The organism is Nocardia sp. NPDC050408 (genome assembly GCF_044458905.1).
Classification (GTDB): Bacteria; Actinomycetota; Actinomycetes; order Mycobacteriales; family Mycobacteriaceae; genus Nocardia.
On the sequence record NZ_JBITIL010000005.1, the window covers coordinates 175,021 to 192,045 of the forward strand.

The following is a 17,025-nucleotide window of genomic DNA, read 5'->3' on the forward strand; positions in this document are numbered from 1 at the left end:
CGTTGCGGGCTTTGGGTATCGAGCGGGCGATGCTTCCGCTGGTTCCTGCGGTTGAGAACTCTATTGCTCCTTCGGGGGCCGCATCTGTTGCGGTGCGGGGCAAGGAGCTCGCTGCGCCGCTTTCGGGTCTTGAACTTGCGGTGCCGTTGCGGGCTTTGGGTATCGAGCGGGCGATGCTTCCGCTGGTTCCTGCGGTTGAGAACTCTATTGCTCCTTCGGGGGCCGCATCTGTTGCGGTGCCGGGCAAGGAGCTTTCTGAGCCGCTGACAGTTTCAGGTCCTGAGTTCGCGGTTCCGCTGCGGGCCATGGGTGTCGAGTGGTCGGCGCTCCCAGTGATCCCCGCGGTCGAGAATCTCATCGGTGTCTCCGGGGTCGCGCCTGTCGAGATCCGCGGGCAGGAACTTTCGATCCCGCTGGCGCTTCCGGGTGCGGAAATCTCGATACCCATCGGGGTGCTCGGGTTGGAGCGGCCGGCTCCGCTCGCGATACCCGGTGCGGAACGGGACGGGCCGCATGCGGCTCCAGGAGTGAAACGCTCACTGCCTTTCGTTATTCCGTGGGGCGAACGTTCCGCCCCGCCGGTGCCCACCGAGGTGCCCGGCGCTGAGCTTCCGGCGACGATTCCGGGAACCGGGATTACGGTCCCCGCAGACATGTTCCGCAGCGAACTCGCATTCCTCAGCGGTGTTCTCGGCATCAAGCCACCTCCCACGACAACCGCGCCCGCGGTGTCGCCGGAACGCACGCACGGCGCGATCGCCGTCGAGGCAGCACGCGGCAAGGTCGGCACCGACTACAGCATGGGCGCGACGGGGCCGGATGCCTTCGACTGCTCCGGGTTGGTGCAGTGGTCGTACCGGCAGGCCGGGGTGAAGGTGCCGCGCACCAGCTATGAGCAGCTTTCCTCGGGCACCCCGGTTTCCCGGGACGAGTTGGAGCCCGGTGATGTGGTGTCCTTCTACGACGGCAGCCACTCGGCCCTCTATGCCGGTGACGGCAAGGTCATCCACGCATCCACCTATGGGACCGGTGTGATCATGTCGCCGATGTCCTCGATGCCCTACGCGGGTGCCCGTCGGTACTGACGCTGAACCAATGAGCTGAGGTTGACCGGTCTGTCGGCGGCCGAGCAGAGGGTGTCGCCGTCGGGCCGATCCGAAGGGGCCGGTTCCATCGAAGGCAGCATAGTTCTATTATCTGCGTATGAATGCAGATAGTGAGCCGCTGCGACCATCGATCGCGGAGGACCAGGTCCGTCTTGTCGTCGAGGTCTTCCGCATGCTGGCCGATTCGACCCGCGTACAGATCCTGTGGGCGTTGGTCGACCGGGAACTCTCGGTCAACGATCTGGCCGATCACATCGGCAAACCCGGCCCCTCGGTATCGCAACACCTGGCCAAGCTGCGCATGGCTCGGCTGGTTCGGACCCGCCGTGCCGGAACCACCATCTTCTACAGCCTGGAGAACGAACACGTCCGCCAGTTGGTCGTGGATGCGGTGTACAACGCCGAACACGCGGGCCCCGGCGTACCCGCGCATCACCGCGGCGCTGGTTCCGTACGCGAACTGCCTGCTCGCGATCAGGCGGTGGCGGAATGAGTCACGAACGCAATCCCGAACGCTGGCAAAGCATTTCGCGCCGTTACCACCACGGGCAAGCGCAGGGCGCGGACGGCGACCACGGGAATGTGCACGGTACCGGTGATGACCACGACCATGCGCAGGGTGCGGACCGTGGACACACGCAGGACGCGGACCGCGACCACGGGAATGCGCAGGGTGCGGGCCATGGTCATGACCACACCCACGGGGCGCATCGTGACCACGACCATCCGGGTGGATTGCGGGGTGCGCTGCGCGAGATCTTCGTGCCGCACAGTCACGATGCCGCCGACAGTGTCGACGATGCGTTGGAGTCCAGTGCTGTCGGAATTCGGGCGGTGAAGATCAGCCTGGCGGTGCTCGGGCTGACCGCGGTGCTGCAGGTGTTGATCGTGGTGGTTTCCGGTTCGGTTGCGTTGGCGGCGGACACTATTCACAACTTCTCCGATGCGCTGACTGCCGTGCCGCTGTGGATCGCGTTCGCGCTCGGTCGGCGGGCGGCGACGCGGCGGTATACCTATGGGTTCGGGCGGGCCGAGGATCTGGCCGGGTTGTTCGTGGTCGGGATGATCACGTTGTCCGCGATCATCGCCGGGTACGAGGCGGTGCGCAGGCTGATCGAGCCGGTGCAGATCCAGCATCTGAGTTGGGTTGCGGCGGCGGGGCTCATCGGGTTTGTCGGCAACGAGACCGTTGCGCTGTATCGGATCAGAGTGGGGCGTCGGATCGGCTCGGCGGCGCTGGTGGCCGATGGATTGCATGCGCGGACAGATGGATTCACCTCTTTGGCGGTGTTGGTCGGTGCGGGCGGTGTCGCGCTCGGCTTTCCGCTCGCCGATCCGCTTGTCGGACTATTGATTACGGTCGCGATCCTGGCGGTATTGCGCACAGCCGCGCGAGATGTGTTCCGCCGCTTGATGGATGGCGTCGAGCCCGCCCTGGTGAGTACCGCGGAGCGGGCGTTGGTCGCCGAACCCGGTGTGCTCGGCGTGCGCAGCCTTCGGATGCGCTGGATCGGCCACCGCCTGCACGCGGATGTCGAACTGGATGTCGCTCCGACCATCACCTTGGCCGACGCCCACCGCCTGGCGCACGGTGCCGAGCACACCCTCACCCATGCCGTGCCCAAACTCGACACCGTCCTCGTTCACGCCTACCCCGCTCACTCCGCGGTCTGACAGGCCGTCGAGCGTAAGTCGGATGGCGGCTCTCAGTGAATCCGCCGTGCTTGAACCCAAACCCCTGGGGACCGCCTTTCGACTCGCCTCGCGAGATCGCGGCCGGGTGGACAAACTGAGGGCACCTGCCTGCTGATGTATCGGCGATGGGGGCCGCTGGGGCGTCCTACTCTTGGGTAGCATCCCCGGTGTGATGTGGCTCATGGTCGGCAGGCCGCCGTAGCCACCGAAGAAAAGGAGTACCGATGTTGAGCACCATGCAGGACGAGCCGTTGTCGCTGGCGACGTTGCTGCGCTACGCATCGACGTTCATGGGCGATTCCACCGTCTCGACCTGGACCGGCACCGGCGTACGCACCATGACCTACCGCGAGCTCGGAACCGAATCGGCTCGCCTGGCAAATGCGTTGCGCGGCTTGGGGATTGGTGACGGCGATCGGGTCGGCACCTTCATGTGGAACAACAACGAGCATATGGTCGCCTATATCGCGGTACCCGCGATGGGCGCGGTGCTGCACGCGCTCAATATCCGGCTCTTCCCGGAGCAACTCGTCTTCGTTGCCAATCACGCCGAGGATCAGGTGGTGATCGTCGACGGCACGCTGGTGCCGATGTTCGCCCAGTACCTGCCCAATCTGAAGACCGTCCGCCACGTCATCGTGGCCAATGGCGATGCCGCCGCGCTGCAGGCCCCCGAGGGCGTCCAGGTGCACTCCTACACCGAATTGCTGGCCGCGCAGCCGGATACCTTCGACTACCCGGTGATCGATGAGCGATCCGCCGCCGCAATGTGCTACACCTCCGGCACCACCGGCGACCCCAAGGGTGTGGTGTATTCGCACCGCTCCAACTGGTTGCACGCCATGCAGGTGTGCCAGCCGACCAGCATGGGCTTCTCCAACCGCGACTATGTGCTCGCCATCGTCCCACTGTTCCATGCCAATGCCTGGGGTCTGCCCTATGCGGCGCTGATGTCGGGTGCGAATGTCCTCATGCCCGACCGCTTCCTGCAGCCCGGTCCGCTGCTGGAGCTGATGGCTGTCGAGAAGCCGACCTTCGCCGCCGCGGTTCCGACCATCTGGGGCGGCGTACTCGCCGGACTGGCCGCCAAGCCGCAGGACATCTCGCATCTGCGTTCGGTGGTCGTCGGCGGTTCGGCGGTGCCGCCGTCGATGATGCGCGCCTTCGAGGAAAAGCATGGCGTTCGCATCCTGCACGCCTGGGGAATGACCGAGACCTCCCCCCTCGGCAGTGTCGCGCATCCGCCCGCCGGGGTGACCGGCGAGGACGAATGGGAGTACCGCTTCACCCAGGGCCGTTTCCCGGCGAGCGTGCAGGCCCGCTTGGTCGGCGATGACGGCCGCGTGGTCCCCAATGACGGTGAGTCGCTGGGCGAGTTGGAAGTTCGCGGTCCCTGGATTACCGGGTCGTACTACTCGCCGGATGGCGCGGTGATCGATCCCGATAAGTTCGACAATGGCTGGCTGCGCACCGGCGATGTCGGCAAGATCAGCCCGGACGGCTATCTCACCCTGGTCGATCGCTCGAAGGATGTCATCAAGTCCGGCGGCGAATGGATCTCCTCGGTCGATCTGGAGAACGCGGTCATGGGGCACCCGGCCGTCGCCGAGGCCGCGGTTATCGGTGTGCCGGACGAGAAGTGGGACGAGCGCCCGCTCGTCGCGATCGTGCTCGCCGAGGGGGCCGAGACCAAACCGGAGGAACTGCGCGACTTCCTCGCCGACAAATTCGCCAAATGGCAACTGCCGGAACGGTGGACCTTCATTGCTGAGGTCCCCAAGACCAGCGTCGGCAAATTCGACAAGAAGCGCCTGCGCGCCCAGTACGCCGACGGTGACCTGACCGTCACCACACTGTCCTAGAACGCCGAACCCGCGTCACCACTTCAGCATCGGCAGTGGTGACGTGGGGTGCGTCCGGATTCGTTCAGCGGCCAGTCGGACCAACCGGCGGTGGAAGCCCTTGTCGGGGTACCGCTTCGCCAGTTCGCGGTAGGCGGAGCGAGGTATCCCGAAGCGGCCGAGCAGGCCGTATTCGACGTCGATCGCATCGGCTCGGCGGAAGATCTCGATCGGGTCGGTGGCTGGACCCGCGGATCGAATTTTGTGGTGCTCGTCGATCATCGCGACGACCAGATCGGCCAAGTCGGGGCGGTCGATCTGGTCGAGCCATTGCAGTGCCAGGTCGGCGGAGGGAGCCAGGTAGTCGAAGGTGCCCGCGGTCCAGATCCCCAGATCGTGAAACGCCGCGGCAGTACGGAACTCCTCGCGAGTGCTCGGCAAGCTGCCCGCGCCACTGTCCAACAGATCGCATAGCTCCAGCACCCGCAGCACATGGTTGGTGTACGCACCGCGATCGGAGCCGAGTTGCGGCAGCCAGGGATGCAGCCGCCGATCGATCTCGTCGCGAAGATCGTTGCCGCTCATGCCAGTTCACACTACGCGTGATATCAGGTACGACGCGCTCCCGCTTCGGGGATTGAGAAGTCGATCTCGCCCGGTGTGACCATCTCGCGCATTCGCGCGACAGCAGCCGCTCGCCGAGGCGATCGATGATTTCGTGTAGGGCTGCGTTGACGGTGTTCCAACTGGTAGAGGCGCCCACGTACCGATCTGCCCGGTTAGGGGGCATTGTCGAGATCGATCACTTGTTCGCGCCATCGTGAACCTCCCGATCGGTGATATCTATTCTCAAAACTAGATATCACCAGCCCGTGATCACGCCCGCTACGCTGCGCGCAAACGCAAAGCCGACGCGGCCGATATCTCGACCGCGCCGACTTTGGCGGCCTCGGGACTAGTGCCCGTCCAGATAGCTTGCCGCCCACCCGCTCCGCTGCTCGCCGAGCATGGTGATGTGGCAGTCGATGCTGCGTTCGATGGCCCCTCCGAGCCAAGGCTCGATACGGCAGAAGCTATCTGGACTGGGGGACTAGCAGTTGCGGAGTTCCGGGCTCTGATTGAGCAGTTGGGCGCGAGTCCCGATGAAGGTGGAGTAGGTTTCGCCGCCGACGGCGGCGATTGGGAAGGCCGCTACGCGGTGGCAGTTCTGGAAGGCGAGCTTCACCTTGAAATGGCGTTCCAGGCCGCCGCGGATGGCATCGGAGGCCATGGCGCGCAGGAGTTGTCCGCGGGCCACCTCGTCGGGTGGTGGAACGACATTGTCGGCGAATTCGGCTGTGCCGGAACGCAGCTCACGTGCCACCCGGCTGACGACCTCCCAGGCGTAGGGGAGGGAGACCCGCACGACCTCGACGAAGTCGGCGTCGTCGACCTCGCCGCGTTCGGCGCGTTCGAGTAGGGCGGTTGGAACATCGAGGGACATAGCGCTCTCCTGACCTGGATGGCTGTTGCGATGCCCCTCGATTCTAAACGGAAACTGTTGTCAACAAGACTGGATTCGTCCCGAAAGTGCTGTGGTCAGCGCGGTTTTCGCATCTGCGGCCAAGGTGCGGACCAGTTCACCAGCCGGTAGCTCGGGTGCCAGCGTGTAGGTCTGGCCAGCCCACATGTTCACATCGTCCGGATTGCTCGCTGTTCGTGCGGCGGCCCGCAATGGCGCTGTGGCGTAATGGATTTCCGGATATGCGACCGGTGCCGTCGCGGAATGTTCGTCCATGAACCGATTGCGCAGCCCACGCGCCCGGCGACCGGTGAAGGCGCGGGTCAGCATGGTGGGAGTGTCGGCGCCGAGCGCCGCGCGGTGCACGGGATTGGTGCCCGCCTCCGGCGAGCGCAGGAAGACGGTGCCTAGCTGCACGCCCGCCGCACCGGCCGCGAGCGCCGCCGCGATCCCGGCACCGGTGGTGATGCCGCCGGTGGCCACGATCGGCAGGTCGACGGTCGCGCGCAGAATCTGCAGCAGCGCGAGCAAGGTGAGCGGATCGGTGGCGTCATCGGCGACGCGATCGATGAAGGTGGCGCGATGCCCGCCCGCCTCCGCGCCCTGGGCGACCAGCACATCGGCCCCCGCCGCGACCGCGATGCGGCCCTCGGCGGCCGAGGTGACCGTCACCCACACTTCCGAACCGACCTCGTGCAACCGCGCGACCTCGTCGGCGCTCGGGCAGCCGAAGGTGAAGGTGACCACCGCGACCGGCGCCTTGATGAGCAGCTCCAGCTTGGCGTCCCAATCGTCGGTGTCGTACTTCGGCGTGCCGACCTCGTGGGTGTGGCCCAATTCGGCGAGGTAATCGGCGAAATCCGCGGGCGTGGTGGTGGAGCCCGGGGTGAAGAGGTTCACGCCGAACGGCGCGGTGGTCAGTTCTCGGGTGGCCGCGAGTCGCGCCGCGGTATCGGTCGCGGTCAGGTATCCGGCGGCCAGCAGGCCGAGCCCGCCCGCCGCGGAGACCGCCGCCGTCAACTCCGGCGTTGATGGCCCGCCCGCCATCGGCGCAAGCACGATCGGAACGCTCAACTCGTTGAGGATCACCGGTCCATTGTGGCGTATCGGTCACGGCATCGTGATACCGGCCCAGGCGTCTGACCAGGCCCTAAACGGCGACTTTTGCCGAGAAGGTTGCGAAATGGTCACGGCGGGGTAGAGTTCCCGTCACAACGGATGCCGAAACGTTACAAACTTTCCGAAGCCGTTGAGCAACTGTAGGTCGAGCGCTAGGACCAGCTTTGTCGCAGCATCGGGTAGGCCCCAGTTCCATAACCGTCATGAGCCTCATCGGCGACGGCGTTGCGGGTCGGCCGACGCGGCATCGCGCCGGGCCGTCGACCAGCGACAGGGTGAAGGTCGCGGCCGGTGTCGCCGTCGCAGCCGGCGCCCTCATCGGCACCGCAGCCCAGGTCGCGCCTGCAATTGCCGCCCCACTCCTGCCGGGTGCGCACGACGGGGACGAGGAAGCCGCCGCGCCCATCACGTTCAAGGGCACGGCCGAGTTACCCGTCGAAGAGGTCAAGGCCGCTGCCCCGGTCGCTGAAGCCGCGCAGGCCCTCGCCACTCCGGTGGCCGCGCCGATCGCGGACCCCGTCCCCACTCCGTTCGGCATCAGCAATCTGCCGCCGGAGATCGCGGGCCCGCTCGCCCAGGTCGAACAGGTCCTCAAGGGCGCGCAGCAGCAGTTCACCCCGGCACCCGCGGTGCGTCCGGTGGCCGGTGAGATCAGCTCCGGATTCGGTTCCCGCTGGGGCGAATTCCACTACGGCCTCGACTTCGCCGATCAGCTCGGCGCGCCGATCCACTCTGTGAGCAGCGGCACCGTCATCGAGGCGGGCCCGGCTTCCGGCTTCGGCCTGTGGGTGCGGGTCCAGCAGGACGACGGCACCATCGCGGTCTACGGCCACGTCAATGAGATGTTCGTGCATGCCGGGCAGCGGGTGAATGCGGGCGATGTCATCGCCACCGTCGGCAACCGCGGCAATTCGACCGGACCGCATCTGCACCTGGAGATCTGGGATCAGGGCGGCAACAAGGTCGACCCGATGCCGTACTTGGCGGCCAAGGGTGTGCCGCTGCAGTGGGGCCCGTCGGCGCACTGATTTTCTTGTCCGGCTTGATATTCCGACGATCACAACGGCCCCGTGGGGACCGTACGGTCGTTAGGCTCGCTTTGTGACTGCGCTGGGCGATATCTTCGAGCCTGGATCACCGCATGGGCGAACCTACGCCGTGCTGGTGCATCATCCGCGATCCAGCCTGGGCGAGGTCGCCGAATATCTGGGCGTCTCGAAGGAGACCGCCGCCGCATCGCTGGAGGTATTGACCGACCTGCAGGCCGCGGTCGGTCAACTCTCCGCCGACGGCGAGGCCATCTGGGACGCGCACGCCCCCGAATCGCTATCGGAGGCCGAGGCGCGGCGCAGGCAGCACGAGATCAACCAGATGCACGCCGCGGCTGCGCGACTGAGCGAGACGTTCCGCTCGGTGCGCCGCTCACCGCGCACCAATGGCGCGATCGTGCCGGTTTTCGAACGCCTGGAAATGCTCGCGGATTTCGAGGAGGTCCAGACCTCGGCCCGCCACACGGTCAAGGTGATCGAACGCGGTCCCTATCTCAGCGATCCGGAACGCGAGCGACAACTGTTCCTGCTCAAGCGCTCTCGGATCGGTGACGGCATCCGCTACCAGACGCTATATCAGGATACTATTTACCAGGATGCCGAAAGGTTGCGGCACGCGCTGTCCACCAATGCCAGTGGGGCACAGGCGCGCACCCTGCCCGAGCCGCCGTTCAAGCTGATCATCAGCGATGACGAGCGGGCGAGCCTGGTGTTGCACGCGGATGAGCGCCGCCCGGATCCGATGGGTTTGCGCATTACCGGATCGCCCGGATTGCGGTTGCTGGTGAAGACTTTCGATGTGCTGTGGTCGCTGGCGGCGCCGATTTCGGTGAATCCGGCCGCCGACGAACTCGACGAGCGGGATAAAGCGATTCTGACCCTGATGGGCCTGGGTGCGACCGATGACACCATCGCGCGCCGACTCGGCATGTCCCGTCGAACCGTGGTCCGGCGCACCGCGCGGCTGCTGGAGCGGCTCGGTGCGAGCACCCGGTTCCAAGCGGGCGTGCAGGCGACCAGGCGCGGATGGCTGTAGCACTGGCAAGTGAACGCTCGAGTGGACAACATGGGACGAATGCTGAACGATCAATGTCCCGGGAAGTTTGAGGGCTTGTGTCACAACGGATTCGGAGCTAGCGCCATGCACTTCGTGTTCGCGGACAGTTAGCTCTCATCGCTACGGTTACCCGATTGCATTGCGCAGGAAGCGAATGCGGCGGCGGAATTCCGCGTGCGGCAGATCGCCTCTGGCGTATGTTAGATGTGAAAGGTTAATGGTTGAGAATGGATAGAGCGAGTCGATCTGTTCGGACCAACCGTCGGCGCCGTGCCAGCGCCCCACTCTTCGGACAGCTGCTCACCGCGGCCGTCGAATCCGCCGCCGATGCGGTGGCGGTTCGCTTCAACCCGACCGGCGATCCGGCCGACCAGCGTGAGTTGACCTATCGCGAATTCGACGAGGCGTCTTCGCGGCTGGCCTGGGAACTGATTGCGCGGGGCATCGGACCCGGTGACATTGTCGCTACCGCGCTGGCCCGCTCGGTCGAGTCCGTGCTCGCGGTATGGGCGATCGCGAAGACGGGTGCGGCCTATGTCCCGGTCGATCCGGCCTATCCCCCGGAGCGAATCGCGCACATGGTCGCGGACTCCGGCGCTGCGCTCGGTCTGACCACTGCGGCGCATCGCGCGGCGCTGGGCACATCAGTTGATTGGGTCGAGCTCGATGATCCCGTTGTGGCCGAGCGGGTTGCCGCACAGCCGCAGCGGCCGGTTTCCTATGCCGATCGGGTGCGGCGTTTGGACGAGCGGCATCCGGCCTATGTCATCTACACCTCCGGTTCCACCGGGCGACCGAAGGGCGTCGTGGTGACGCACGCCGGGTTGGCCGGGTTGGCCGCGATCGGTCAGCGGTATGCGCTGAACGACGATTCGCGGGTGACGCATCTGAGTTCGCCGAGCTTCGACTTCTCGCTGATGGAGCTACTTTTCACGTTCTCGGCGGGTGCGACGCTGGTGATCGCGCCGCCGACGGTATTCGGCGGTGCCGAACTCGCGGATCTGCTGCGCCGGGAACGGGTCACCCATCTGCTGATCACTCCGGGTGCGCTGGGATCGGTCGATCCGGCCGGACTGGACGAACTGCGGGTCGTGGTCACCGGTGGCGACAAGCTCGGCGCCGAACTCGTCGAGCGCTGGGCGCGGGACGGGCGGGCCGTTTTCAATGCCTATGGCCCGACCGAGGTCACTGTCATGGTCACGACCGGTCAGATGGAACCCGGCACACCGGTCACGCTCGGCGGCACCGTCGCCGGGGTCGGGGCCTTTGTGCTCGATTCGCGCTTGCGGCCGGTGCCATCGGGAGTCGTCGGCGAGCTGTATCTGGGCGGACCCGCGCTCGCACAGGGCTATCTCGGACGTCCCGAGCTGACCGCGCAACGGTTCGTGGCCAGTCCGTTCGGCGCGGAAGCCGGTGCGCCGGGTGCGCGACTGTACCGGACTGGAGATCTGGTGCGGCGCAATGAAACCGGTGTGCTCGAGTACCTGGGCCGGTCCGATTTCCAGGTGAAGATTCGCGGTCTGCGCATCGAACTCGGGGAGATCGATAACGCGCTCACCACGCATCCGGATGTGGATTTCGCGGCCACGCTCGGCAAGACATTGCCTTCTGGGACGACCGCGCTCGTCTCCTATGTGCTGCCCCGCACCGATGCCATCGTGGATACCGCCGAGCTCGTGGCCACGCTGGAGCGAAAGCTGCCGAAGTACATGGTGCCCACGGCCATTGTGGTACTCGACGAACTACCGCTTACGCCGGTGGGCAAGCTGGACCGCGCCGCGCTGCCCGATCCGGTTTTCGAGGCGCGGGAGTTCCGTGCGCCGTCCACACGAGAAGAGCAGGTTGTTGCCGAGGTGTACGCGGAGCTATTGCGTGCCGACGGTGTGGAAGTCGGTGTTGATAACAACTTCTTCGAAGTCGGTGTTGATGACGACTTCTTCGAACTCGGCGGCAACTCGCTGCTGGCCGCGCAGGCCGCCGCGCGCATCGGTACCGCGCTGGGCACCCGGGTGCCGGTGCAGTTGGTATTCGAGGCACCCGGAGTCGCCGAACTCGCGCAGCGCGTGACAGTACTTGCGGCGGCCGGACATACTTTGCGCGCGCAACCGCGCCCGGATCGGATTCCGCTCTCCTACGCACAGCAGCGCATGTGGTTCCTGAACCGCTTCGATCCGACCAGCGGTGTCAACAACATTCCGCTGGCGGTGCGCTTGTCCGGGGTGCTCGATGTCGAGGCGCTGCGTGCGGCGGCGCGCGATCTGGTGGCGCGCCACGAGGTACTGCGTACGGTGTATCCGGAGATCGATGGCGCGGGGATGCAGGTCGTCTTGCCGATCGATGATGCTCGCGCGGTGCCGGAGCTCGAGGTGGTGTCCGCGAGCGCGGCCGAGTTGCCCGAGCTGGTCATCAGCGCCGCCGTCGCGGGTTTCGATGTCGCCGTCGCGCCGCCGATCCGGCTGCGCGTGGTAAAGCTGGGTGAGACCGAGCAGGTGCTGGTGTGCGTGGTGCACCACATCGCGGCCGACGGTTTCTCCATGGGGCCGCTGGCGCGGGATCTGATGTCCGCCTATTCGACTCGGGTGCGCGGTGCCGGGCCGCAGTGGCAGCAGCTCGACGTGCAGTACGCCGATTATGCGATCTGGCAGCGTGCGATGCTCGGCGCGGAGGACGACGCGGAATCGCTGCTGGCGCAGCAGATCGCCTTCTGGCGCACCGAATTGGCCGGACTGCCCGAGCAATTGGCGCTACCCACCGATCGGCCGCGTCCGGCGGTGCTGTCCAGTAGCGGCGCCGTCTTCGCTTTCGAGATCGACGCCGAGGTGCATACCGCGCTCGAACGGATTGCCCGCGAGCATCATTCGACGCTATTCATGGTGGTGCACGCGGTGCTCGCGGTGCTGCTGTCCCGACTGGCGGCAACCACCGATGTCGCCATCGGAACCCCTGTTGCCGGTCGTGGGGATGCCGCACTCGACAATGTCATCGGAATGTTCGTCAATACGCTGGTGCTACGCGGCGAGGTCGACCCCGAACTATCGTTCGACGATTTGCTGCGTAACTTCCGGCGCGCCGATGTGGCGGCCTTCGGACATGCGGATGTGCCGTTCGAGCGATTGGTCGAGCTGCTCGACCCGGTGCGTTCGATGGCCCGGCATCCGCTGTTCCAGGTGATGCTGACGTTCCAGAACATGGAGCGGCCCGAGCTGGAGTTGCCCGGCCTCACCGTTTCCGGCATCGATCTGGGTGTGGTGCAGGCGAAGTTCGATCTCGAGCTGACCGTCGTGCCGCGCGAGGACCATGGTGCGGCGAACGGTCTTGCGGCATCGTTCACCTATGCCACCGACCTTTTCGACGAAGCTACGGTGGCCGGGTTCGCTCAGCGCCTGAATCGGGTGCTGGCGGCGGTGGCCGAGGATCCGCACCGGGTGGTCGGGGAAATCGAACTGCTCGCGCCCGCCGAGCGGCAGCGGATGCTGCGGGACTGGAACGACACCGCGCACCCGGTCGTCCCGGAACTGCTGCTCGACGGATATCGCCGTGCCGTGCAGGCACATCCGGATGCGATCGCGGTGGCCTACGAGGGGATCGAGCTCACCTATCGCGAATTCGATGAGCGGGTCAATCGGCTCGCACGGCGGTTGATCCAGCGGGGCGTCGGTGCGGAAGCACTAGTGGGACTGGCGGTTCGGCGTTCGATCGACCTGGTGGTCGGCATGTATGCGATCGTCACGGCCGGTGGTGCGTATGTGCCGTTGGATCCGGACCATCCGGCGGAGCGGATAGCGCATATTCTCGATACCGCCGCACCCGTCTGTGTGCTGACCACGACCGCGGATGTCGTCGAGGTATCGGATACGCCGCTCGTTTACCTGGATACCGGTGAGCTGACAGCATTCTCGGGCGATCCGGTGCTGCCGACGGAACTGCTGCGTCCGGTTTCGCTGGATAATCCCGCGTACGTCATCTTCACCTCGGGTTCCACCGGCCGCCCGAAAGGTGTTGCGGTCACCCACGCGGCCATCAATAACCAGATCGAGTGGATGCTCGCGCACTACCCGCTCGGTTCCGACGATGTGTATCTGCAGAAGACCGCCACCACATTCGACGTGTCCCTGTGGGGGTACTTCGTGCCGTTGCGGGCCGGTGCGAAGTTGGTAGTGGCCACTGCCGACGGTCACCGCGATCCGGTGTATCTCGCGGAAACGATTGCCGCGCAACGTGTCACTGTCACCGACTTCGTGCCGTCCATGCTGACGGTATTCGCCGCACATCTACCTCCCGGGTCCTGCCCGACACTGCGCGATATCTTCGTGATCGGTGAGGCATTGCCGCCGGAGACGGTGACCGCGCTGGGTGCGGTATCGGATGCGGCTGTGCACAACCTGTACGGGCCGACCGAGGCGACGGTGTCGATTACCGCATGGCGCGCGTCCGCGAGCGAGCAGACCACCGTGCCGATCGGCCTGCCGCAGTGGAATTCGCAGGTCTACGTGCTGGATTCGCGATTGCGACCGGTGCCGGCGGGAGCGGTCGGTGAGCTGTATTTGGCCGGGGTGCAGCTGGCGCGCGGGTACGTCGCAAGACCGGATCTCACGGCGGATCGTTTCGTCGCCGACCCGTTCACCGCTGGGGCTCGGATGTATCGCACCGGTGACCTCGTGGTGTGGCGGGAAGATCCGCGCCGGTTGGAGTACTTGGGCCGCAGCGACTTCCAGGTGAAGTTCCGTGGTCAGCGCATCGAACTCGGCGAGATCGAGACCGCGCTACTCGCCCAACCTTCGGTCAGCCAAGCTGCGGCGCTGGTGGCGACCGGTGATCAGCTGGTCGGATATGTGGTGCCGCGGCCGGGGCAACAGGTCGAACCGCAGGAGTTGCGGGCCGCGGTGGCCGAAGTGCTTCCGGCGTATATGGTTCCGGCCGCCATTGTGGTGCTGGATGCCTTCCCGCTCAACACCAGCGGCAAACTGGATCGCAAGGCACTACCCGCGCCGACCTTCGCCGCACGCGAGTTCCGCGCCCCGATCACTGCGACAGAGGAGATCGTCGCCGCCGTCTTCGCCGAGGTGCTGGGCATCGAGCGGGTCGGCCTCGATGACGACTATTTCGCACTCGGCGGTAATTCCCTGCTGGCCACCCGGGTCGTCGCGCGTATCAACGATGCGCTCGATGCTGTATTTACCAACCCCACCGGCGGCCATTCCCCTGGTGTCGCCGTGCGCGACCTGTTCGAGACCCCGACTGTCGCCGCACTCGCCGCCGGAATCATCCCCGGTGCGGGCCGTTCCACCGCCGAGCGGGTACCGCTCACCCGAACCGAGCGCCCGGAGCTGGTGCCGCTTTCCCTTGCCCAGCAACGGATGTGGGTGCTCAATCGGATCGATCCGGAATCTCCGGCATACAATCTGCCGTTCGCGATCCGGTTGACCGGCGAGCTCGATGTCGCGGCGTTGCGACAGGCCGTCGAGGACGTGTTGGTGCGACACGAGGCGCTGCGCACCCGGTTCCCGACGGCGGGTACCGGCGGACAGGCGTATCAGGAGATTCTGCCTGCCGCCGAGGTGCTGCCCGATGGACTGGAGGTCGAGACCGTCACCGATGTGCTCGGTCGGGTCGTCGAGCTGGTGTCGGCCGGATTCGATGTGACCGAAGAGGTTCCGGTGCGGGCTCGGCTATTGGCCGACGGGGACCAGTATGTGCTCGTCGTTGTGGTGCACCACATTTCGGCCGACGGTGCCTCGCTTGCCCCATTGGCCCGTGATCTCGTGACCGCATATCTCGCCCGCGTCGGTGGTGCGGCACCCGGCTGGTCGCCACTGCCGGTGCAGTACGCGGATTTCGCGCTCTGGCAGCGCAAGGTCATCGGCACCGATGACGACGAGAACTCGGTGGCCGCAGGACAATTGGCGTACTGGCGTCAGCAGCTCGCCGGACTCTCGAACGCACCGGTGCTGCCGCTGGATCGGCAACGTCCGGTAGCGTCGTCGGGCCGCGGCGCGGCGATCGGCTGGACCATGCCGGCCGAGGTGCACGAGGGTCTGATCCGGATTGCACGCGAGCATCGATCCTCGGTGTTCATGGTGGTGCACGCGGCGCTGGCCGTGCTGCTCGCCCGGCTGTCGGGTGGTTCGGATATCGCCATCGGCACGCCGGTTGCCGGGCGTGGTCAGCGGGCGCTGGACGAGTTGGTCGGCATGTTCGTCAATACGCTGACGCTGCGCACATCGGTCGAGCGCGGCATGGCATTCGACGAGCTGGTCGAGCAGACGCGTGCGACGGATCTGGCCGCATTCGCGCATGCGGATCTGCCGTTCGAGCGGGTGGTCGAGGTGGTCTCCCCGGGGCGGCCGTTGTTCCAGGTAATGCTCGTCTTCCAGAATCTCGAACAACCGAGTCTGGAACTGCCGGGACTGACCGTCGCGGCATTGGATGCGGGCGATGTCGTCGCGAAGTTCGATTTGCAGGTGGTCGTCGAACCGCGCCTGCGGGCGGATGGGACGCCGGACGAGCTTGTCACGGTATTCACTTACGCCACAGACCTTTTCGAAGAATCGACGGTGCGCGGACTCGGACGCATGCTGGAGCGCATTCTGACCGCGGTAGTCGCCGATCCGGGCGTGCGTATCGGCGGCATCGATATTGTCGACGAGCAGGATCTGGTGCCCACCGCGACCGATGCCACGGCGACCACCGATGGCACCGAGCTGACCCACCTGCTGACCGCCGCCGTGGAGGACGATCCGGACGCACCCGCGCTGGTGTGGGGCGAGCAGGAAATGCCCTACCGAAAACTCGACGCCAAGTCGTCTCAGCTGGCCAGGGTGCTGATCGGGCGTGGATGCGGTCCGGGGGCGGGGGTGGCGATCCGGCTGGATCGCGGTGCCGACTGGGCGGTGGCCGCGTGGGCGGTACTCAAGGCGGGTGCGGCGCTGGTACTGCTGCCCGCGGAAGCTTCGATACCGGATGAGCCTTCGGTGCGGGTCGGGTTGACCATTGGTGCGGGTCCGGTTGGTGACGGCATCGAATGGCTGCGTCTCGACGATGCCGCGACCAGTGCCGAAATCTCCGCGCAGTCGCTGCGACCGGTCAACCACGCCAATCGGACCGGGGTGCTCAGCGGATCCGATCCGGCCCTCGTCATTGCCGCGACCGGGGTGCGGATGAGCTACGACGAGCTGGCCACCGCGGCCGATCGCCTGCGCCTGCGCACCGGCCTGACCTTCGAATCGCGCACCTTCCAGCACGGCCGGTCCGATTCGGCGGCGATGCTGCTCGAGCTGGTGAGCGCCGGTGCGACCGGTGCCGGACTGATCGTGGTGCCCAGGATCGTGCTACGCAGCGTCGAAGACTTGGGTGCCTCGCTCGCCGAGGGGTGGGTGACGCATCTGATCGCCGATCGGGCCACACTGGCCGCCATCGATACCGCCCAGCTGGCGGATCTGCGGGCGGTGGTGCTCGAGCAGGTCACCTCCGCCGAGGTCGTGGTGCCCGAATCGGCCGAGATAGTGCCGTTGGATGAACTGCTGCCGGTGGTGTCGAGCTGAGTACATGACGGTGCCTGGGGGGGTGAGATGTAACGACAAACGCTAGGAAGTAGTCCCGGAGATGCTCGGCTTGTTCGAAGGTGTGTTGGCGTTCGCGCGCGGTGCGCGACAGGGGT

At 66.0% G+C, this 17,025-nt stretch carries 10 protein-coding genes; 7 read left to right on the top strand and 3 right to left on the bottom strand.

The window, feature by feature from the left end; translation table 11 throughout:
* From ACIBJI_RS17435 to ACIBJI_RS17450, 4 genes are all read left to right on the top strand, one after another.
* Positions 1 to 1,085, top strand: a 1,085-nt coding sequence (locus tag ACIBJI_RS17435) for a C40 family peptidase (protein ID WP_397084865.1), incomplete at its 5' end; no start/stop codon positions are given.
* Between the two features lie 118 nt (positions 1,086 to 1,203).
* Positions 1,204 to 1,599 carry a metalloregulator ArsR/SmtB family transcription factor gene (locus ACIBJI_RS17440; protein ID WP_364347312.1) on the top strand — a complete coding sequence of 132 codons (396 nt, stop codon included), beginning with the start codon at positions 1,204 to 1,206 and terminating at the stop codon, positions 1,597 to 1,599.
* Complete coding sequence (locus ACIBJI_RS17445) at positions 1,596 to 2,780, top strand: cation diffusion facilitator family transporter (RefSeq protein ID WP_397084867.1); 1,185 nt, start codon at positions 1,596 to 1,598, stop codon at positions 2,778 to 2,780. Before ACIBJI_RS17440 ends, ACIBJI_RS17445 begins: the two co-directional genes overlap by 4 nt.
* Before the next feature lie 245 nt (positions 2,781 to 3,025).
* Entirely contained in the window at positions 3,026 to 4,663 is a 1,638-nt protein-coding gene (locus ACIBJI_RS17450; protein ID WP_396957379.1) for a long-chain fatty acid--CoA ligase, read from the top strand.
* 15 nt (positions 4,664 to 4,678) lie between these two features.
* On the opposite strand, the gene ACIBJI_RS17455 is transcribed toward ACIBJI_RS17450, so the two are convergent.
* From ACIBJI_RS17455 to ACIBJI_RS17465, 3 genes are all read right to left on the bottom strand, one after another.
* Positions 4,679 to 5,227, bottom strand: coding sequence for an HD domain-containing protein (locus ACIBJI_RS17455; RefSeq protein WP_364347324.1), 549 nt, complete (start codon positions 5,225 to 5,227; stop codon positions 4,679 to 4,681).
* 505 nt (positions 5,228 to 5,732) lie between these two features.
* Entirely contained in the window at positions 5,733 to 6,125 is a 393-nt protein-coding gene (locus ACIBJI_RS17460; protein ID WP_397084869.1) for an SCO5389 family protein, read from the bottom strand.
* Positions 6,126 to 6,185: 60 nt separating this feature from the next.
* Positions 6,186 to 7,232 carry a nitronate monooxygenase gene (locus ACIBJI_RS17465; protein WP_397084871.1) on the bottom strand — a complete coding sequence of 349 codons (1,047 nt, stop codon included), beginning with the start codon at positions 7,230 to 7,232 and terminating at the stop codon, positions 6,186 to 6,188.
* Between the two features lie 233 nt (positions 7,233 to 7,465).
* Between ACIBJI_RS17465 and ACIBJI_RS17470 the strand changes: the two genes are divergently transcribed.
* The 3 genes from ACIBJI_RS17470 (at position 7,466) to ACIBJI_RS17480 (ending at position 16,909) form a co-directional block, all read left to right on the top strand.
* Complete coding sequence (locus ACIBJI_RS17470) at positions 7,466 to 8,290, top strand: M23 family metallopeptidase (protein ID WP_364347336.1); 825 nt, start codon at positions 7,466 to 7,468, stop codon at positions 8,288 to 8,290.
* A 73-nt stretch (positions 8,291 to 8,363) separates the two neighbouring features.
* A complete protein-coding gene (locus ACIBJI_RS17475) occupies positions 8,364 to 9,347 on the top strand; it encodes a LuxR C-terminal-related transcriptional regulator (RefSeq protein ID WP_364347339.1) in 984 nt (327 codons plus the stop codon).
* Between the two features lie 248 nt (positions 9,348 to 9,595).
* Positions 9,596 to 16,909, top strand: coding sequence for an amino acid adenylation domain-containing protein (locus tag ACIBJI_RS17480; protein WP_397084874.1), 7,314 nt, complete (start codon positions 9,596 to 9,598; stop codon positions 16,907 to 16,909).
* Positions 16,910 to 17,025: the final 116 nt, after the last annotated feature.